The organism is Rhizobium sp. BT-226 (assembly GCF_025847085.2).
Taxonomy (GTDB): domain Bacteria; phylum Pseudomonadota; class Alphaproteobacteria; order Rhizobiales; family Rhizobiaceae; genus Rhizobium; species Rhizobium sophorae.
In genome coordinates, this window is the sequence record NZ_JAOYTI010000001.1 from 1543585 (window position 1) to 1561005 (window position 17421).

Genomic DNA, 17421 nt, shown 5'->3' on the forward strand with positions numbered 1-17421 from the left:
GCGTTCTGCCGTCCCACTAGCTGTTGCTGAAATAAGCGCGTGTTCGCGCCAGCCGCGCCAGCCCGCCGATCCGCTTTCCCAAATGCGAAAGGAACCCCGCGATCCGACCCGTCATCGACGGCTGCCTGCAGAAGGAAGCCCATGGCGTATTGGCGAGATCCTCGGCATAACGCTTGGCCATCCGGCGATGCACCCACGGCACAGTCGCCTGCCACGGCTTTTTCCGGCCGGTGAAATGGATGATCGCCGGTCGGCCAACGAAAGGCAGGAGGCCGGTCTGCGCGTTCCAGCGCGGATCGAGCACCAGCCAGTCGCCATCGAAAGTGACGTTCAGCGCATCTTGGTCGTTATTCTCGAAAAGATGCGACCGCTCCTCGAAGATCTCCCGTGTCCTGGCAAAAAGCCCCCTCGACCGGCAGGCCGACCAATCGAACAGCAGCACGCCGGCATTGAAATAGTGACCGCCCTCGTGCATGCCGATCTTCCGCTGCCGTGCACCGGCCTTCTCGGGAAAGGCCATGACATAATCGTCTATGGCGGCAAGCGCCTTGCCTTGAAAATCCCTCGTGAAGAGTTCGTCGACGGACGAAACCGCCAGCACATCGGCGTCGAGGTAAAGCAGGCGCTCGATATGATCGGGTATATGCAAATCCATGTAGAGCCGCGCCAGCGTCGCAGCCGACCAGCGGCCTCGCGCCTGCAGGGCCGTATCCGGCGTATTATAGGGCAGCACCTTGATTGCCATGCCGTGCAGCCGCGCGAAATTTCCGACCTGGGCGATCTCGTTCGGCTTGAGATCGATACCGAGAAGCAGGAACTCGACAGTGGAACTTGAGAGATTGCGCTTGACGGAAAGCAGGGTGCAGCAGGCGGCCGGCAGCATGTTGACATCCGAACAGACGATCACGGCACTCTGCTGCAAAATCCCGGCCTCCCGAAGCGGCGACTTAAACTGATGCCGGATATCTAGTTGGTTTGATGCCAACCCGCAACCGCAGATCACCCGCCGGACCGTCACTCTGCGTCACGTTTTGAATCGGAATTCAACGACTTGCGAGGCAAAGCGGATTCAGATGAGGAGCATATTGAATCGGAACGTGAACTTAGAGCCGCAGCGCCAATGGATGATCGACGAGCAGCCGGTCGACCGTCGCAAGCTGCAGCCCCTCGACCTTGCATTGCGCCAGCAGCAAGCGATCGAAGGGATCGCGCGTCTCCGGCTCGGGGTCGGCGGCGGTGATGACGTGCTGTATTTCTATCCGCAACAGTATCAGCCCTATCTCCTCAAGAGACCGCGCGATGTCTTCAAGCGGCATGCCAGGATCCAGCTTTCCCAATCGAGCCTTGATCGCCGTTTCCCAGAGACTTGCAACGCTGACGAAGCCCTCAGTCTTGCTATCACCAAGCAGCGTGGCAATCTCCGGGAACCGTTGCCCGACGTCCTTGCGGAGGATCGCGAGAACGATATGGGTATCAAGGAGAAGCCTCATGGCTACGGCAAAGGCTTCAGAAGAAAATCCTCGGGCAGCGGATCATCAAAATCATCCGCAATGAACGGCACGGGATTGGTGATGCCCCGTGCACGAAGATAAGCCTGACCGGCTTCCAGGTTCAAACCGCCGCGTTTTTGATGCGGCACGAGATCGAACACCGGCCGGCCGTTGCGTGTCACGACAATGGTTTCACCTTCCTCGACCTCACGGGCGAGTTCGGTCAGGCGGTTCTTCGCATCACGGATCGAAACGGTCTTCATGAGGGTAAATGTAGCCACATGCAGCTACATCGTCAACGTCGCCACAAAGAAAAAGGTCCGCCTTCGCCAGCAGACCCTCGATCGATGCTGTATCAATCGGCTTACTTGCAGGCGCCGCAGAAGCGCTGGATGCGGCGGCAGGCCTCTTCGAGAAGCTCTTCCGACGTTGCATAGGAGATCCGGAAGTTCGGACCGAGGCCGAAGGCTGAGCCGTGAACAACGGCGACGCCTTCGGATTCCAGTAATTCGGAAACGAAATCCTCATCGGTCTCGATGACCTTACCCGACGGAGCCGTCTTGCCGATCAGGCCGGCGCAGGACGGATAGACATAGAAGGCGCCTTCCGGCACCGGGCAGACAATGCCCTTGGCCTGGTTCAGCATGGAAACGACGAGATCGCGACGGCCTTCGAAGATCTTCTTGTTCGCAGGGATGAAGTCCTGCGTGCCGTTCAGCGCTTCGACAGCCGCCCACTGGGCGATCGACGTCGCACCCGAAGTCTGCTGACCCTGGATCATGTCCATGGCCTTGATGAGCTGGATCGGACCGGCGGCATAGCCGATACGCCAGCCGGTCATCGCATAGGCCTTGGAGACGCCGTTCATCGTCAGCGTACGGTCGTAAAGCTTCGGCTCGACTTCCACAGGCGTGACGAACTTGAAGTCACCATAGGTCAGGTGCTCGTACATGTCGTCGGTCAGCACCCAGACCTGCGGATGCTTCATCAGCACATCCGTCAGCGCCTTCAGCTCGTCCTGCGTATAGGCCGCCCCCGTCGGGTTGGACGGCGAATTGAAGATGAACCACTTGGTCTTCGGCGTGATCGCCTTTTCGAGATCCGCGGCCTGGAGCTTGAAGTTATGCTCCTGGGTGGCCGAAACGAAAACCGGCGTGCCACCGCACAGCGCCACCATCTCAGGATAGGAAACCCAATACGGCGCCGGGATGACGACTTCGTCGCCGGGGTTCAGCGTTGCCATGAAGGCGTTGAAAAGGATCTGCTTGCCGCCGGTGCCGACGATTGTCTGCTCCCAGGAATAGTCGAGGCCGTTCTCGCGCTTGAACTTGGCGGCGATCGCCTTGCGCAGTTCCGGGATACCGGAAACCGGCGTGTACTTCGTCTCGCCGCGGTTAATCGCGTCGATGGCGGCCGTCTTGATATTATCGGGCGTATCGAAATCCGGTTCACCCGCGCCGAGGCCAATGACGTCACGTCCTTTTGCTTTCAGCTCGCGCGCTTTCTGGGAGACTGCGATGGTGGCTGAAGGCTTCACACGGGAAAGAGCATCGGCAAGGAAAGCCATGATAACGGTCCTAATGGTTGAAACGGGCAGAAAGCCGGGACCGGAGTTCTGCGGTTAGCTCTATGTCCAATGTATGACGGCATTTCAAGCGGAAAGGCGTCATGGTGGCATGATTCTTATTGATCGGTTCGCCGCGCCGCCCGCCCGGCATGCCGCCCCTTCGGAGAAGCCTTGCGTCACGCGGTCGAAACGCTATGCGGAGATCTTGAATCAATCTCCGAAGTCATCGGGATTTATCCCCTGAAATCAGTGGCATCGTCGAATTCGGCCATTGCCACGAATAAGCCGCAACAAATGCCGCGCCACGCCGCAATTCGGTCGCGAGCGCGCCGAGATCGAAGCCGCATCATCCGGCATCCGAAATTGGTTATTGAGGGTATGCCAATGTTTCTGGAAGATGAGTTTATTATAGGGCGCATTCGTGCGCGCCGAATTTCCGTTTCAGTCCTTATTGCCGTCACCGCCTTTGCCGCCTGCATCGCCGCGATACTGGGGCTTGCCTCCGCCGCCCGCGCCACCGAGACGCCACAGGCATCCGCCCAGCTCGCGGCGCTTGTCCGGCCGAACGACGTCAATAGCGGCTCGCTGCTCTTTCCGTCGAAGGAGCCGGGCTTCTATGTCGAAGCGCCGCGGCTGAAGACCGATGTCGCCATCGATGTCTCCGGCCCGATCGCCAGGGTGAAGGTGACGCAGCGCTTCCAGAATCCGAGCCGGGGTTGGGTCGAAGGCACCTACGTCTTCCCGCTGCCGGACAATTCCGCCGTCGACGCACTGAAAATGCAGATCGGCGAACGCTTCATCGAAGGCCAGATCAAGCCGCGCCAGGAAGCCCGCGAGATCTACGAGCAGGCCAAGGCCGAGGGCAAGAAGACGGCGTTGCTCGAGCAGCAGCGGCCGAACATCTTCACAAACCAGGTCGCCAATATCGGTCCCGGCGAAACCATCGTCGTCCAGATCGAATACCAGCAGACCGTCCACCAGTCGGGTGGCGAGTTCTCGCTGCGCTTCCCGATGGTCGTCGCTCCGCGCTACAATCCGGCGCCGATCGTCCAGACTGTCGAGTTCAACAACGGCACCGGTTTCGCCACGCCGCGCGACCCGGTGGAAAACCGCGACAAGATCGAAGCCCCCGTGCTCGATCCGCGTGAGAACGCCAGGATCAATCCGGTTTCGCTGACCGTCGGCCTCCGGGCCGGTTTCCCGCTCGGCGATGTTAAATCGTCTTTCCACGACGTCGATATCAGCCAGGATGGCGACCAGGCGAGGACGATCAGCCTGAAGGCGGACACCGTTCCCGCCGATAAGGATTTCGAACTCACCTGGAAGGCCGCTCCCGGCAAAATGCCGAGTGCCGGCCTCTTCCGTGAAGTGATTGATGGCAAGACCTATCTGCTCGCCTTCGTCACCCCGCCCACGGCCCCGGATACGGCAGCGCCGCCGGCAAAACGCGAGGTGGTCTTCGTCATCGACAATTCCGGCTCCATGTCCGGCCCGTCGATCGAGCAGGCAAGGCAGAGCCTGGCCCTTGCCATCTCAAAGCTGAACCCCGACGACCGCTTCAACGTCATCCGCTTCGACGATACGATGACGGACTACTTCAAAGGTCTCGTCACTGCCACTCCTGACAATCGCGAAAAGGCGATCGCCTATGTCCGAGGCCTGACAGCCGACGGCGGCACGGAAATGCTGCCTGCCTTGCAGGCTGCGCTGCGCAACCAGGGACCGGTCGCCACCGGAGCGCTACGCCAGATCGTGTTCCTGACGGATGGCGCGATCGGCAACGAACAGCAACTGTTCCAGGAAATCACCGCAAACCGCGGCGATGCCCGCGTCTTCACCGTCGGCATCGGCTCGGCGCCGAACACCTATTTCATGACCAAGGCGGCCGAAGTCGGCCGCGGCACCTTCACGGCGATCGGCTCGACCGATCAGGTGGCAAGCCGCATGGGCGAGCTTTTCGCCAAGCTGCAGAACCCAGCCATGACCGATATCTCAGCGACCTTCCAAGGCATCGAAGCCGAGGATATCACGCCGAACCCGATGCCGGACCTCTACAGCGGCGAACCCGTCGTGCTGACCGCGCAGCTGCCTGACGATAAGCCCGCCAGCAAGCTGCAGATCGTCGGCAAGACAGGCGACCAGCCCTGGCGCGTCGAGATGGATATCCCCAATGCCGCCGACGGCAGCGGTATTTCCAAGCTCTGGGCCCGCCGCAAGATCGACGATTTCGAGGCCCGTGCCTATGAACGTCAGGATCCGGCCGCGCTCGATAAGGATATCGAGACGGTGGCGCTCGCCCACCATCTCGTCTCCCGCGTCACCAGCCTGGTTGCCGTGGATGTCACCCCGTCGCGCCCGGCCGATCAGCCGCTCGGCTCGGCCAAGCTGCCGCTCAATCTGCCGGATGGTTGGGATTTCGATAAGGTCTTCGGCGAAAACACTGTCCCTCTTGGTGGCGCGGAGCGTCATGGCTCGGCCACGCCGGCAGGAAACGTCGGGCCGGAACAGGCTGCGGCCGAAACACAGGCACTTGCCGCATCGCCTGAGATCGCAAACATGATGGCCGCAGCCCCAACCGCCAAAGCCGCCACCATGATCGCGCAAAAAAGCACGACCGTGAACCTGCCGCAAACGGCGACGCGCGCCGACGAGCAGATCATCCGCGGGCTGACCATGCTGCTCCTGGCGCTGACGGCGGCAAGCGGACTGGCCGTCTGGCGCCGCCGCCTCAAGCGCATGATCGCGGTCGGAGCCAAGCGCAATGGTCTCTAGGCTCTCCGCAAGCCAGAACGAGGAAGCGGCCGAATTCAAGCCGCTTCCGACCTATCTGGAGCTCGCCATGGCCGCCGCCACGGCCCACGACATACCGAAGCCTCGCCAGCGGAAGGGTTTCTTCCTCTGGCGACTTTCCTCGATCGAAAAGGCGATCGCCTTTGCCATCGCCGGCCTTGCCCTCTATGGCTTGGCGCTGATCGGCGACGGCTTCCTGCTGAAGGCGAAGGCGGAACTCTCCCAGATCCTGCTGAAACGCGCCTTCGCCGCCGAATTGCGAGGCGAAGAGACAAAACCCTGGCCCTGGGCGGATTTCACCACGGAGGCAAAGGTGCGCGCCCCGCGTCTCGGCAAGGAGGCGATCGTGCTCTCCGGCGCCTCTGGCGAGGCTCTGGCCTTCGGTCCGGCCTGGCTCGTCAACACGCCACAGCCCGGCGAGGAAGGCACCTCCGTCATCGCCGCCCATCGCGACACGCATTTCCGCTGGCTGCAATATATAAGGCCGGGCGATACGATCGAGGTCACTCGCCGCGACGGCAAACTATTGGCCTTCAAGGCCGGAGAGGGCCGCATCGCCCCATGGGATGCCAACGGCATCGATCCCTCCTCCGATGGCCACCGCCTGGTGTTGACCACCTGCTGGCCCTTCGATGCCACCGAACGCGGGCCGTTGCGCTACATCCTCGAGGCGGAACTGGTCGATGGCCAGGTCACGGGTTCCGTTCAACCGCAGAACACAAAGCCGTTATTGCAGGCTGAATGAGGGTTGAAGCTCTCCCCTGCCCGCTCCACGTTCAGCCTGTAGAGACGACGGGGAAGCAAGATGAAGAGAATGCCTGCCTTCCATTTCGCCGCAGCGCTGGTCCTGTTCGGCGCCGTATCGGCGGATGCGGCCGACACCATCAATACGCAGGAACTCGCCGTCCATGTCGACAAGCTCGCCGACGGCCTCGAACATCCCTGGGCAGTCGAGGTGTTGCCCGATGGCGCCTATCTCGTCACCGAGCGGCCGGGCCGCATGCGCATCGTCCGCGACGGCAAGATCTCCGACCCGATTGGGGGCGTGCCCAAGGTCAGTGCCCGTGGCCAGGGTGGCCTGATGGACGTGGCGCTCGCGCCGGACTTTGCGACATCTCGCAAACTCTATTTCACCGCCGCCATCGCCAACAGCCGGGGCTCCGGCACCGAAGCCTTCACCGCCATGCTTTCCACTGACGAGAAGACACTCGACGCCGTGACGCCTATCTTCACCATGCGGCGCTTCACATCAGGCAATATCCAGTACGGCTCGCGTATTGCGATTGCCCCTGACGGTACGCTGTTCATCAGCGTCGGCGATCGCGGCAACCGCAACCGCTCGCAGAACTGGCAGGACGATGCCGGCTCGATCATCCATATCAATGCCGATGGCAGCATCCCTGCCGACAATCCGTTCAAGGACGGGGGCAAGGCGCTGCCGGAAATCTGGTCGAAAGGCCACCGCAATCCGCAGGGCATCACCTTCGACGCCAAGGATGGCAAGCTCTATACCGTCGAACACGGCGCGCGCGGCGGCGACGAGATCAACCAGCCCGAGGCCGGCAAGAATTACGGCTGGCCGATCATCACCTATGGCCGAGACTATTCGGGCGCCGAGATCGGCGAAGGCACCGCCAAGGAAGGGCTGGAACAGCCGCTGCATTATTGGGATCCGTCGATCGCACCTGGCGCGCTGGTCGTCTATCGCGGCGCCATGTTCCCGGAATGGGACGGCAATTTCATCGTCGCTGCGCTGAAGTTCCGGCTGCTCTCGCGCATGCAGCGTGACGAAACCGGCGCCTTCGTTGCCGAGGAGCGCCTGTTCAAGGGCGAATACGGCCGCGTCCGCGACGTCGTCGTTGCACCCGACGGCGCGCTACTGATGGTGACGGACGAAGACGACGGCGCGCTGCTCAGGATCTCCAGAGCGCAAGCCCGCAACGGCTGAGACGTCACAACGCGCCGCGCAGTTCCTTGCGGATGACGAACTTCAACCCGGACCAGATCTCGTCGACGGCGCAGACTTTGACGTCGACCAGACCGATTGGAAGCAGAACCTCCCGCAGCACGTCCTCAGTGATGTCGGTCGGCACGCGGGAACTCTTCTTCGGCCAGGAAATCCAGACCATCCCATCCCGCCTCAGGGCACGGAAAAGCGCAAGCGCGACCGCCTCCAGCGTCGCCCGTTCTGTCGTAAACAAATGCACATAGTCGAACATGCGCTGAGGCGTTTCGGGAAGCGCGCGGACGACCGACGCAAAACCGTCGAAACCATTGATGGCGACGATCGTTTCAGGAATGCCGAGAAGAGCAGCCGCCTGCCCATGCGCAAGGCCGAGTTTCCTGACGAGCGGCGTGCCGGAATAGCCTGCCGTCCTGGGCGCGGCATCACCGGCCGGCTTCCATTCTTGGCGTCGCATGGTCTCACCTCCGTCGTCAGGCATGAAATCTTCACCCTTGCCTGGAGGAAACGCAACTGCTAACCGCCGGGGCACATCCCTTCCCATAGAGGACGACATGACGCGCGTTCAGGCGAACCTTCTCCTATTGCTCGCAGCCGCTATCTGGGGCGGCGGCTTCGTCGCGCAGTCGACGGCGATGAAGGCGATCGGCCCTTTCTGGTTCATTGGCCTGCGGTTTGCCGTCGCCACGCTGGCCGTGCTGCCCTTCGTTCTTTTTGAAGCGCGCAGGGCCAAAGAGAAGACCAGTGCGCGCCATGCGAAGCTCTATATCCTGATCGGCCTGGCCCTTTTCGGTGGCGCAGCCACGCAGCAGGTCGGACTGCAGACGACGACGGTGACGAATTCCAGCTTTATCACCGGCCTCTACGTCGTCTTCGTGCCGCTGATCGCCGTGTTCTTTCTGCGCCGTGCCCCGCATTGGATCATCTGGCCGGGCGCGCTGATGGCGGTCACCGGCATCTATCTCCTGTCCGGCGGCCATCTCTCGGCGCTGACACCTGGCGATCTGCTGACCGTCGTCTGTGCCGTCTTCTGGGCAATTCAGATCACCATTGCCGGCACGACCGTTTCCGAGACCGGAAGGCCGCTTGCGCTCTCCGCCACGCAATTTGCCGTCACCGCGGTCTGTGCGCTGGCCGTTGCCGCAGCCGTCGAACCTGTCAGCCTTTCGGCAATACAGGCCGCGGCGCCGGAGATCCTTTATGTCGGCATCTTCTCCTCGGGCGTTGCTTTCGTGCTGCAGGTGATCGGCCAGCGCTACACGACGCCCTCGCAGGCCGCGATCTTCCTTTCTTCCGAAGCACTCTTTGGCGCCTCACTCGCCGCCCTGCTGCTCGGCGAGACGATGCCGGTAACAGGTTATGCAGGTTGCGCGCTCATGTTTATCGCTATGCTTGTAGTCGAACTCGTGCCGGGACTAACCCGCCGGCGCTTGCCAGCCGCGTGAACACGCGTCCAAATATGGGTGAGTCACGCATCGGGAAAAAAATTCATTTGCCGCGAGAGACGCGTTCACGTTGCATTTTTGGGAAAATCTGCTCGGAACTTATATTGCAGACGATATAAAACGTTAATCATTCCCTATCAGCGAAGGAAATTTTGCGTTTTTGCGCAAATTGGATATCGGCAAGGGTGTGCCCGCAACGACACGTTAAAAAACTTTTGCTTGCCAAAATCCTTTAAACGCAGCACTCTCAGCGCGTTCGGGCATTTTGCGAGCATGGGAAGTCCTTAAGTATTTGCGCGCCGGGAACGCTAATATCCCGGTCAGCCGGTTCCGAAAATGGCGGGCGGAAGCCCTGCCTGGAACAGGCCGAGGTAGAGGGGACCTTTTTCTCACATTTCAAGAATTGCCTGCCAACACCTCCCGCAAGGAGGCAATGCTATGATGCTGCCCGTGTGGATGGCGGGCAGAGAGAAAAGGACCTGACGCATGGCAGAGACTGGCACTGTAAAATTCTTCAATACCGACAAAGGCTTCGGCTTCATCAAGCCGGACCGGGGCGGCGCCGATATCTTCGTTCACATTTCTGCCGTTCAGGCCTCCGGCCTGGCCGGCTTGACGGAAAACCAGAAGGTAAGCTTCGACACGGAGCCGGATCGCCGCGGCAAGGGCCCGAAGGCCGTCAATCTGCAGATTGCGGGCTGAACCCTTAACAAGGCTGGCGAATTCGAGTTGAAGCCCGGCAGCAATGCCGGGTTTTGTCGTTCAGCCTTCGTTCAGCTACAAATCTGTACGACTGTGGCCATCGAGAAAGGGACCGGCATTCGGTTTCCGGGATTAGGATTTATGCTGATGAACAGGCTCGCCAAGACTCTTCTGCTGACGGCAACGGCTGCCGCCCTCACCCTTTCTGCTATCGGCGAAGCATCGGCTCGCGACCGTCATTGGCGTCGCAACGACGCGCTGGTCGGCGGCGCTGTCGGCCTTGCAACCGGACTGATCGTCGGCTCGGCTATCGCCAATGCCAATAACGGTCCTGTTTACGACGAGCCTCGCTACATCGACCCGCCCTACGAGCCGGGTTACTACGAGCCCGCTCCGGTTTACCGCGCGCCGCGCCGCGTCTATGTTGAGGAGCCGCGTTATGTCGAGCAGCCGCGATATTATGCGCCGGTGCGTGCGACGGTGGAGCCCTGGTCGCCGCAATGGGAGCGTTATTGCTCCTACCGCTACCGGTCCTTCGATCCGCGCACCGGCACCTATATCGGCTATGACGGCCGCAGCCACTTCTGCACCGCCGGCTGATCTTCCGACAGTTCATCGCAAAGCGCCGCTCTTCAGCGGCGCTTTCATTTTTGGCTTCCTCAACCGAACTTCTTCTCCCAGGGCATCGCCTGCACCTCGGCGTCCGGCTCAAAATCGGTCGAGACGCTGACGGCGCGCCATTCCCGATCGGCCGCGATGCGCGCGGCATCCGCCTTCTCGACATTGCGCACAGCATCGCTGCCGAGTAGCAGCCGGAACGGTGGTGCGTCGAGGCCGGCAATGTGGATGATGACCGCAGCCGCTTTCGCCGGATCACCAGGCTGACGGCCGTCATATTCACGCTGGAAGCGCACCGTGGCGCCGACCGTCTCCGCATAGTCCTGCCGCCCTTCGGCAAGCACCGTCGAGGCGCCGGCGAAATCGGTCCTGAAGCCGCCGGGCTCGATCACCGTCACCTTGATCCCGAATGGCGCGACCTCCTTCGCCAGCACCTCGGAAAAACCCTCGACACCGAATTTCGCCGCCGAATAGGCGCCACGCCCGGCAGGTCCGATCCGGCCGCCGACGGATGAGAACTGGATGATGTGCCCTGCTCCCTGCCCGCGCATCAGGGCGATGACTGCCTTGGTCATGATGATCGTGCCGAAGAGGTTGGTCTCGATCTGGGCTCGAAAATCGGGAAGGCTGGTATCCTCGATCGAGCCGACATTGCCGTAGCCGGCATTGTTGACAAGCACGTCGATGCGCCCGAACCGCTTCACACCCGCCTCGACTGCCGCCGCTGCCGCCGCCTCGTCGGTCACGTCAAGCGCAAGCGTCAGGACCTGATCACCATACCGCTCGGAAAGATCGGCAAGCTGGCCGGGATCGCGCGCTGTCGCCACCAGATTGTCGCCGGAGGCCAAAACCGCCTCCGCCAGTGCCCGGCCGAGACCGCGCGAACTCCCTGTTATCAACCATACCTTCGACATCGGAAACCTCCTTGATTGGTTCCCGGCCCATGTATGTTCTATTGTTTCCGATCGAAAGAAGGTACCAACAAGATCTGTACGCACCTCGAGGTAACTGAAGTGACCAGCGACATATTCGATTTCTGCTGCGACATGACGGACGAACAGGATGCGCGGGCGCGCGCCTTGATCGAACGGGCGGCGGCAAAGTGGCCGCTACGCATCCTGCACGCGCTCTCTGATGCTGGCGCACCCTTGCGCTTTTCGCGCCTGCTGGAGCGGGTCGAGGGCATCAGCCAGAAGGTGCTGACGCAGACGCTGCGCACCCTCGAAAGCGACGGCCTTATCATCCGCACGCTCTACCCGGAGATCCCCCCGCGCGTCGAATACGAATTGACGCCGCTCGGCCGCGACCTCCTCATGCAGGTCGTAACGCTCTGGCGCTGGATCGTCGAACGCCTGGACGATTTCGATGCGCGCAAAGCCGTCAAGCTGACTGCGGCGAGTTAAGCCGGAATGCGGATCGTCGCCCTCAGTCCACCGAGCGGGCTGTCGCCGAGCGTGACGTTGCCGCCGTGGCTGCGGGCAATGTCGCGGGCGATCGCCAGGCCGAGCCCCGTGCCTGATGCATCGAGGTTACGCGCCGTATCCAGCCGGAAGAACGGCTTGAACACGTCCTCACGGTTCTTTTCGGGAATGCCAGGCCCGTCATCGTCGAAGATGACGGTCAGCCATTTGGCATTGTGCTTGGCCTCGATGTCGAGCCTATCGGCATATCGGCGCGCGTTCGAGGCAAGGTTGGTGACGAGACGCATGAAGGCGTTCGGCCTGACGGAGATATCGTCATCGCCTTCGATGGAATAGCTGAATTTTTTACCGTGCAGGGCGAAATCGGATTCCAGCTTTGCGAAGATCTCACTGAGTTTCAGCTCGCCGACATCCTCTTCGACCTCGCCACGTGCAAAGGCCATGTAGGCCTCCAGCATGGTCTGCATATCGTTGACGTCATCGTTCAGCCCATGCAGGTCGGGATTGTCGCCGGCCAGCGCCAGTTGCAGCTTGAAGCGGGTGAGGATGGTGCGCAGATCATGGCTGACGCCGGAGAGCATCGCGGTGCGCTGCTCGATCTGTCGTTCGATTCGCTCGCGCATCAGGATGAAGGCAAGACCGGCGCGCCTGACCTCGTCGGCGCCCCGCGGATAGAAATTATCGGGCTTCTGCCCCTTGCCGAAGCTTTCGGCCGCGCGCGCCAAGGTCAGGATTGGCCGGATCTGCCCGCGCAGGAAGAGAATCGAGATGCCGATCAGCACCAGCGAGGTGCCGACCATCCAGACGATGAAGATATGGGTGTTCGAGGCATAGGTCTGGCTGCGCTTGGTCAGCACCCGCAGGATCTTGTTGTCGAGTTTGATGCGGATCTCGACGAGGTTCGAGTTGCCGACCGTGTCGATCCAGAAAGGCCGATGGATCTCGTCGGTGATCTCGTCGCTGAGGATGCCGTCGAGGATCGAGAAGAACGGCTTGACGCGCGGTGGCGGCAGATCGCCGTCCGGCTCGATCGAGATCTGCAGGCTGAGCTGGTCGCGGGCGATGCGGATGATCTCGCTATAATCCGAATTCTGCGGATAGGTCTCGATGATCTCGATGATCGCGGCGATGTCACGGGTGACCGCAAGCGACAGCCGCTCCGTCACCATTTGCCAGTGGCGCTCCATGAAAACGGCGGCGACGACGGATTGCAAGAGCACCATCGGAATGATGATGATCAGCAACGAACGTGCGTAAAGTCCGGTCGGCAGCCGCCGGCGCAGCCAGCGGACGATCGAGCGCCAGCCCGGCGCAGAAGTGCGGTCTTCCCGCCGCAAACTGTCGATCGTCACCATCAGCGCCGGTCCCGAACCTTGAGTTTAGTCGATGCTCAGCCTGTATCCGATGCCGCGCACGGTCTGCAGCCAGACGGGATTGGCGGGATCGTCCTCGATCTTACGCCTCAGCCGGTTGATCTGCACGTCGATCGTCCGCTCGCCGACTTCCGTATCGTTGCCGATCAGTTCATGGCGGGGGATCGTATCGCCGGCGCGCCGCGCAAAGAGCAGCATGATCTCCTGCTCGCGGTCGGTGAGCCGGATCACCTCGCTGGCTTTCTTCAGCTCCTTGCGGGTCAGCGAGAAGGTGTAGGGGCCGAACATCACCTGTTCGATCTTCGGTCCCTCGCCGCCGGCGTTACGGCGCAGGATGTTGTTGATACGCAGCACCAGTTCGCGCGGGTCGAAGGGCTTGGAAAGATAGTCGTCGGCGCCTGCCTCGAGGCCTTCGATACGGTTGCCCGATTCTGCCAGCGCCGTCAGCATGATGATCGGAACGTTCTTGATGGCGCGAAGCCCGCGGGTGACGTCGATGCCGGATTCGCCGGGCATCATCACATCCATGATGATCAGGTCGAAGTCGAGACCCGCAAGCTTGCGCTGCGCCTCGGCGCCGTCGGCGGCGACGGTGACGCGGAAACCGTTCTCGGCGAGATAACGATTGAGCAGCGCGCGGATGCGGGAGTCGTCATCGACCACCAGCAAGTGCGCCGCATCGTCGGAAATATCTGTCTTGACCGCCATTCAATCCGCCTTCTGTCTGTCCCGCATGCCGCTAAGGAAAGCTTTTACGCCCTCCCGCACCTCCGCAGAAGCCCCTTCGAATGCCCGCTCAATGCGGCGCGATTGCGGCTCGGCAAGGGCAAGCGCCAGCTCTCGTCCCGATTTCGTCGGATAGAGCTTGCGCTGCCGCCGGTCCTCAGGACCTGCCACCTGGCGAATATAGCCTGAATCGATCAGCTGTTTCAGCACCCTTGCAAGGCTCTGCTTGGTGATCTTCAGCGTTTCGAGAAGATCGGCTACCGTCATGCCGGGGTTGCGGTTGACGAAATGCACGACGCGATGATGCGCCCGGCCGAAGCCACTCTTTTCGAGGATAGCGTCAGGATCGGAAACGAAGTCGCGATAGGCGAAGAAGAACAGCTCGATGATCTCGAAATCGATGATCTCAGTATCTTCCATCGGCGTGGCCAGCGGCTCTGGCTTGCCTGCTTTCGGGCCGGTCTGTCGTGACACTCGGCATTCCCTTCTTTTTCCGCGCACTGTCGGAAACTTTCGCGAAGATATGTCAGCTTTATTGACATAAATTTGCTTCGCTTAGCTTTCCGCGAACACTGCGGAAGCCCCGCACGGTTTCTCGTTTCCCTGGCATTTCCCCGGAAACCAAGGCCGTCCGGCACTCCGACGCAATACGCGATTTCCCTTTGTGTCTGTGGATAAAACGTAATGGGGACAACAATCAACAGGCATGGCGCGTGAAGCCCCGGAGGAGCTTGGGGATGGGTTCGGTTCCTTTCGACCGGTTGGGCGGCGAAATAAGGTTCAACGGCGAGTTCGTCGCCTGGAAAGACGCCAAGATTCCGTGCTGACCAACAGCACGCCCCCGAAGCCAAGGGCTACGCCGATGCGATGATGCTAGATTATCGCGGTCAGGTCGCCGAAGCGACCGGCGCCAACATCTTCTTCATCAGGACGGCGTTATTCACACGCCGACCCCGGATTGCTTCATGACGGCATCGGCAGCCAGATCGTCATCGAACTCGCCAAACATCGCGGAATCGAGGTGATGAAACGCGCAATCCTGCCGGAAGAGCTTCCCGGCTTCAGCGAGTGTTCCTCGCCGGCTCGGCTGCGGAAGTGACTCCGGCTTCCGAAATCGGCCCATATCGCTTCAAGCCGTCGATGATCTGCGAAAGGCCGATGAACGACTAGATGAAGGAAGTCTATCCGGCGGCGATCGCCGCCGAAGGCCCTCACGCAATCGATCCGTCGGGCCTCTATCTATGCGCCCGTGCCATGACCAGCCCGGCGAGCGTCGAGAGAATGCCGCCGCCGATCAGGCCGCCGATGCCGTCGGCGATCAGGCCGGCTATAGCCGCTTCCCCACCGACCATGCTGAGCAGCATACCGCCGGCAACGCCGCCGATCGCACCGGCGATCGTACGGGCAACGACGTTGATCGCCTGCTGCTTCAAAGCGGCGCTCGCGGCGTTGCCGCCGATTGCACCGGCAATCAATTGTGTGATGAGCGGAAGTAGGGCTTCCATGATTTCCTCCTCTGGCGATCTCCCCGATCGCCGATCCATGCCGAACCTTCGGCATATTAGTATTTTATCATATTTTGGAGGAAAGCGTTAAGAAAAATCAACCGATGCGGGATTAAGGCAGGGAGAAGCGCCCCGGAACGAGGCGGTCCGATGTCCGCCTCGCCTCAGTTTCTGTCGATCACGTCATTGATAGACGTAGACGATCCGGCGCGTACCGGGTCGACCAGCACCGGTCGATCGTTGATCCTGGTATAGCGGTACTCGTAGTCGGGAATCGTCTGGAAGGTGACATTGTCAGGCACTTCCGCGCCGACGACGACGTCACCGCCGAGCTGCACTGTCTGGCCCGGATTGGTTTCGATATAAGTGCGGACCGTCTCCGGCGGGGTGATGGTCTCGACCGCTCCGACGGGGCCGAGCAACTCGTCGCCCGGCGCCGGCTGCGGATCGGCCGGAACGACACTCGCGGTCGACTCGTAAGTCACGCTGGGAACGCCGATCTCGGCGCGGTGCTGTTCGACGATGACAGAGCTGCCGCCATGATCGACCTGCAGATAATCGGCATAGACCCAGCCGCGCATGCCGTTGACGTCGACGCGGCACCAGCGGCTGCCTTCGATGCAGCCATCAAGCACCGCGGTCGAACCGCGGGTAGCAAGGCCGACCGTCGGATATTGCGGCCCCGGGCCGGCGCGAACGTTGAGATCATTGACCGTCGTGGCCATCATCTCCGCCTGCGCAAGACCACCGCTTGCCAGGAGCACGGCTCCAGCCAACAGAATGTTTCTCTTCAAGGTCATGTGAGCGTCTCCTTGGTTTCGATGGGCTGACAACGCACGGGGTTCCACGATGTTCCCCGGCACTCCGCCCAGCGAAACACCGCTTGCGGGAGATTTCGTCCAAGTCTCTTGAAGAATTGAGCAAAATTCGATTTTTACACTCTACGGCAATAGCGAAGAGAGGCATAAACTCTTGTTGCAGTCCGTCTTTTTGCCGTGAGGCAGGCCGCCATGGCGGAAGATTCCGGCTGTCCTTGCCGCGGTTTCGGACTATACCCGAAGCAGCAGAGATACCAAGCGAGGCACTTATGGGCATGCTCCAGGCCGGCATCATTCCGGTGACACCCTTCCAGCAGAACTGCACCATCTTCTTCGATCCCGATACCAAGGAAGGCGTCGTCGTCGATCCCGGTGGTGACGTGCCGCTCATCCTGCAGGCGATTGCCCAGAACGGTCTGACCATCAAGGAAATCTGGCTGACTCACGGCCATCTCGACCACGCGGGCGGCGCCAGTGAATTGAAGGAAGCCCTCGGCATCGACGTGGTTGGCCCGCATCAGGACGACCTGCCGCTGCTGCAGCGGATCGAAACCCAGGCTGAAAAATACGGCATATCAGGATTGCGCGACGTCGTGCCCGACCGCTGGCTGAAGGACGGCGACAAGATCTCTTTCGGCGCCCATGAGTTCGAAGTCTATCACACGCCTGGCCATGCCCCCGGCCACGTCATCTATTTCAACCGTGCGCAGAATTTCGCTCATCTCGGCGACGTACTTTTCAACGGCTCGATCGGCCGCACCGATCTGCCCGGCGGCAATCATCAGCAGCTTCTTGATTCGATCCGCGACAAGGTCTTGCCGCTCGGCGACGACGTCGGCTTCATCTGCGGCCACGGCTCCGGCAGCCGCATCGGCGACGAGCGGCGAAGCAATCCATTCCTGCAGGAGATCAGGCCTCGTGGAGGATCCGATGCGACCACCTCAGGCGAAGCCCCGAACAACTAATGCATGTCGCCCAAAGTGCGCAGCGTTTTTTGGGCGAC

General features: G+C 61.2%; 18 protein-coding genes and 2 pseudogenes. 9 read left to right on the top strand and 11 right to left on the bottom strand.

Annotated elements, in window-relative coordinates; all coding sequences use genetic code 11:
- Positions 1-16: 16 nt before the first annotated feature.
- From OIU37_RS07875 to OIU37_RS07890, 4 genes are all read right to left on the bottom strand, one after another.
- Positions 17-1003 (bottom strand): glycosyltransferase family 8 protein, encoded by a 987-nt coding sequence (locus tag OIU37_RS07875; protein WP_264257461.1) that lies wholly within the window; start codon positions 1001-1003, stop codon positions 17-19.
- A 100-nt stretch (positions 1004-1103) separates the two neighbouring features.
- Positions 1104-1490, bottom strand: a complete 387-nt coding sequence (locus tag OIU37_RS07880; RefSeq protein ID WP_168310668.1) for a type II toxin-antitoxin system VapC family toxin — start codon at positions 1488-1490, stop codon at positions 1104-1106.
- A gap of 2 nt (positions 1491-1492) precedes the next feature.
- On the bottom strand, positions 1493-1753 hold the full coding sequence (locus tag OIU37_RS07885; RefSeq protein ID WP_003593113.1) for a type II toxin-antitoxin system Phd/YefM family antitoxin: 261 nt from the start codon (positions 1751-1753) through the stop codon (positions 1493-1495).
- A 101-nt stretch (positions 1754-1854) separates the two neighbouring features.
- Positions 1855-3057 (bottom strand): pyridoxal phosphate-dependent aminotransferase, encoded by a 1203-nt coding sequence (locus OIU37_RS07890; protein WP_168310667.1) that lies wholly within the window; start codon positions 3055-3057, stop codon positions 1855-1857.
- A 384-nt stretch (positions 3058-3441) separates the two neighbouring features.
- Here OIU37_RS07890 and OIU37_RS07895 point away from each other — a divergent pair, with 384 nt between their 5' ends.
- Genes OIU37_RS07895 through OIU37_RS07905 form a run of 3 tightly spaced genes read left to right on the top strand, consistent with a single transcriptional unit; the run spans position 3442 to position 7795 of the window.
- Positions 3442-5829: a marine proteobacterial sortase target protein gene (locus tag OIU37_RS07895; protein ID WP_264257037.1), complete on the top strand. Its 2388-nt coding sequence runs from the start codon at positions 3442-3444 to the stop codon at positions 5827-5829.
- Positions 5819-6592 (top strand): class GN sortase, encoded by a 774-nt coding sequence (locus tag OIU37_RS07900; protein WP_264257039.1) that lies wholly within the window; start codon positions 5819-5821, stop codon positions 6590-6592. Before OIU37_RS07895 ends, OIU37_RS07900 begins: the two co-directional genes overlap by 11 nt.
- 60 nt (positions 6593-6652) lie before the next feature.
- The gene (locus OIU37_RS07905; RefSeq protein WP_264257040.1) at positions 6653-7795 is read left to right on the top strand and encodes a PQQ-dependent sugar dehydrogenase; all 1143 of its coding nucleotides are present in this window, start codon (positions 6653-6655) and stop codon (positions 7793-7795) included.
- Positions 7796-7799: 4 nt separating this feature from the next.
- On the opposite strand, the gene OIU37_RS07910 is transcribed toward OIU37_RS07905, so the two are convergent.
- On the bottom strand, positions 7800-8267 hold the full coding sequence (locus OIU37_RS07910; protein WP_264257042.1) for a DUF3052 domain-containing protein: 468 nt from the start codon (positions 8265-8267) through the stop codon (positions 7800-7802).
- Positions 8268-8364: 97 nt separating this feature from the next.
- Here OIU37_RS07910 and OIU37_RS07915 point away from each other — a divergent pair, with 97 nt between their 5' ends.
- From OIU37_RS07915 to OIU37_RS07925, 3 genes are all read left to right on the top strand, one after another.
- Positions 8365-9255 carry a DMT family transporter gene (locus tag OIU37_RS07915; protein ID WP_264257043.1) on the top strand — a complete coding sequence of 297 codons (891 nt, stop codon included), beginning with the start codon at positions 8365-8367 and terminating at the stop codon, positions 9253-9255.
- 486 nt (positions 9256-9741) lie between these two features.
- A complete protein-coding gene (locus tag OIU37_RS07920; protein ID WP_003561293.1) occupies positions 9742-9957 on the top strand; it encodes a cold-shock protein in 216 nt (71 codons plus the stop codon).
- A gap of 147 nt (positions 9958-10104) precedes the next feature.
- Complete coding sequence (locus OIU37_RS07925; RefSeq protein ID WP_171604176.1) at positions 10105-10557, top strand: BA14K family protein; 453 nt, start codon at positions 10105-10107, stop codon at positions 10555-10557.
- A gap of 59 nt (positions 10558-10616) precedes the next feature.
- Here the strand turns inward: OIU37_RS07925 and OIU37_RS07930 are convergent, their stop codons facing one another.
- Entirely contained in the window at positions 10617-11489 is an 873-nt protein-coding gene (locus OIU37_RS07930; protein ID WP_240602722.1) for an oxidoreductase, read from the bottom strand.
- 33 nt (positions 11490-11522) lie between these two features.
- Between OIU37_RS07930 and OIU37_RS07935 the strand changes: the two genes are divergently transcribed.
- The gene (locus OIU37_RS07935) at positions 11523-11978 is read left to right on the top strand and encodes a helix-turn-helix domain-containing protein (RefSeq protein WP_240602719.1); all 456 of its coding nucleotides are present in this window, start codon (positions 11523-11525) and stop codon (positions 11976-11978) included.
- Here OIU37_RS07935 and OIU37_RS07940 read toward each other — a convergent pair.
- Genes OIU37_RS07940 through OIU37_RS07950 form a run of 3 tightly spaced genes read right to left on the bottom strand, consistent with a single transcriptional unit; the run spans position 11975 to position 14569 of the window.
- The gene (locus tag OIU37_RS07940) at positions 11975-13351 is read right to left on the bottom strand and encodes an ATP-binding protein (protein WP_168310658.1); all 1377 of its coding nucleotides are present in this window, start codon (positions 13349-13351) and stop codon (positions 11975-11977) included. The genes OIU37_RS07935 and OIU37_RS07940 overlap by 4 nt on opposite strands.
- Positions 13352-13375: 24 nt before the next feature.
- Positions 13376-14077 carry a response regulator gene (locus OIU37_RS07945; RefSeq protein ID WP_129419734.1) on the bottom strand — a complete coding sequence of 234 codons (702 nt, stop codon included), beginning with the start codon at positions 14075-14077 and terminating at the stop codon, positions 13376-13378.
- Positions 14078-14569 (bottom strand): MarR family winged helix-turn-helix transcriptional regulator, encoded by a 492-nt coding sequence (locus tag OIU37_RS07950; protein WP_171604179.1) that lies wholly within the window; start codon positions 14567-14569, stop codon positions 14078-14080.
- 357 nt (positions 14570-14926) lie between these two features.
- On the opposite strand from OIU37_RS07950, the pseudogene OIU37_RS07955 reads away from it, so the two are divergent.
- A pseudogene (locus OIU37_RS07955) lies at positions 14927-15265 on the top strand (aminotransferase class IV); the annotation flags it as partial.
- Between the two features lie 65 nt (positions 15266-15330).
- Here OIU37_RS07955 and OIU37_RS07960 read toward each other — a convergent pair.
- Entirely contained in the window at positions 15331-15600 is a 270-nt protein-coding gene (locus tag OIU37_RS07960; protein WP_264257073.1) for a hypothetical protein, read from the bottom strand.
- 183 nt (positions 15601-15783) lie between these two features.
- Positions 15784-16400: pseudogene (locus OIU37_RS07965) on the bottom strand (DUF1236 domain-containing protein).
- A 287-nt stretch (positions 16401-16687) separates the two neighbouring features.
- On the opposite strand from OIU37_RS07965, the gene OIU37_RS07970 reads away from it, so the two are divergent.
- Positions 16688-17383 carry an MBL fold metallo-hydrolase gene (locus tag OIU37_RS07970; protein ID WP_264257074.1) on the top strand — a complete coding sequence of 232 codons (696 nt, stop codon included), beginning with the start codon at positions 16688-16690 and terminating at the stop codon, positions 17381-17383.
- The last annotated feature ends 38 nt before the right edge of the window (positions 17384-17421 follow it).

Coding starts and splice junctions, on each gene's coding strand:
- OIU37_RS07880 (WP_168310668.1), bottom strand. CDS start 1,490: ATGAGGCTTCTCCTTGATACCCATATCGTTCTCGCGATCCTCCGCAAG.
- OIU37_RS07885 (WP_003593113.1), bottom strand. CDS start 1,753: ATGAAGACCGTTTCGATCCGTGATGCGAAGAACCGCCTGACCGAACTC.
- OIU37_RS07890 (WP_168310667.1), bottom strand. CDS start 3,057: ATGGCTTTCCTTGCCGATGCTCTTTCCCGTGTGAAGCCTTCAGCCACC.
- OIU37_RS07895 (WP_264257037.1), top strand. CDS start 3,442: ATGTTTCTGGAAGATGAGTTTATTATAGGGCGCATTCGTGCGCGCCGA.
- OIU37_RS07900 (WP_264257039.1), top strand. CDS start 5,819: ATGGTCTCTAGGCTCTCCGCAAGCCAGAACGAGGAAGCGGCCGAATTC.
- OIU37_RS07905 (WP_264257040.1), top strand. CDS start 6,653: ATGAAGAGAATGCCTGCCTTCCATTTCGCCGCAGCGCTGGTCCTGTTC.
- OIU37_RS07910 (WP_264257042.1), bottom strand. CDS start 8,267: ATGCGACGCCAAGAATGGAAGCCGGCCGGTGATGCCGCGCCCAGGACG.
- OIU37_RS07915 (WP_264257043.1), top strand. CDS start 8,365: ATGACGCGCGTTCAGGCGAACCTTCTCCTATTGCTCGCAGCCGCTATC.
- OIU37_RS07920 (WP_003561293.1), top strand. CDS start 9,742: ATGGCAGAGACTGGCACTGTAAAATTCTTCAATACCGACAAAGGCTTC.
- OIU37_RS07925 (WP_171604176.1), top strand. CDS start 10,105: ATGAACAGGCTCGCCAAGACTCTTCTGCTGACGGCAACGGCTGCCGCC.
- OIU37_RS07930 (WP_240602722.1), bottom strand. CDS start 11,489: ATGTCGAAGGTATGGTTGATAACAGGGAGTTCGCGCGGTCTCGGCCGG.
- OIU37_RS07935 (WP_240602719.1), top strand. CDS start 11,523: ATGTTCTATTGTTTCCGATCGAAAGAAGGTACCAACAAGATCTGTACG.
- OIU37_RS07940 (WP_168310658.1), bottom strand. CDS start 13,351: ATGGTGACGATCGACAGTTTGCGGCGGGAAGACCGCACTTCTGCGCCG.
- OIU37_RS07945 (WP_129419734.1), bottom strand. CDS start 14,077: ATGGCGGTCAAGACAGATATTTCCGACGATGCGGCGCACTTGCTGGTG.
- OIU37_RS07960 (WP_264257073.1), bottom strand. CDS start 15,600: ATGGAAGCCCTACTTCCGCTCATCACACAATTGATTGCCGGTGCAATC.
- OIU37_RS07970 (WP_264257074.1), top strand. CDS start 16,688: ATGGGCATGCTCCAGGCCGGCATCATTCCGGTGACACCCTTCCAGCAG.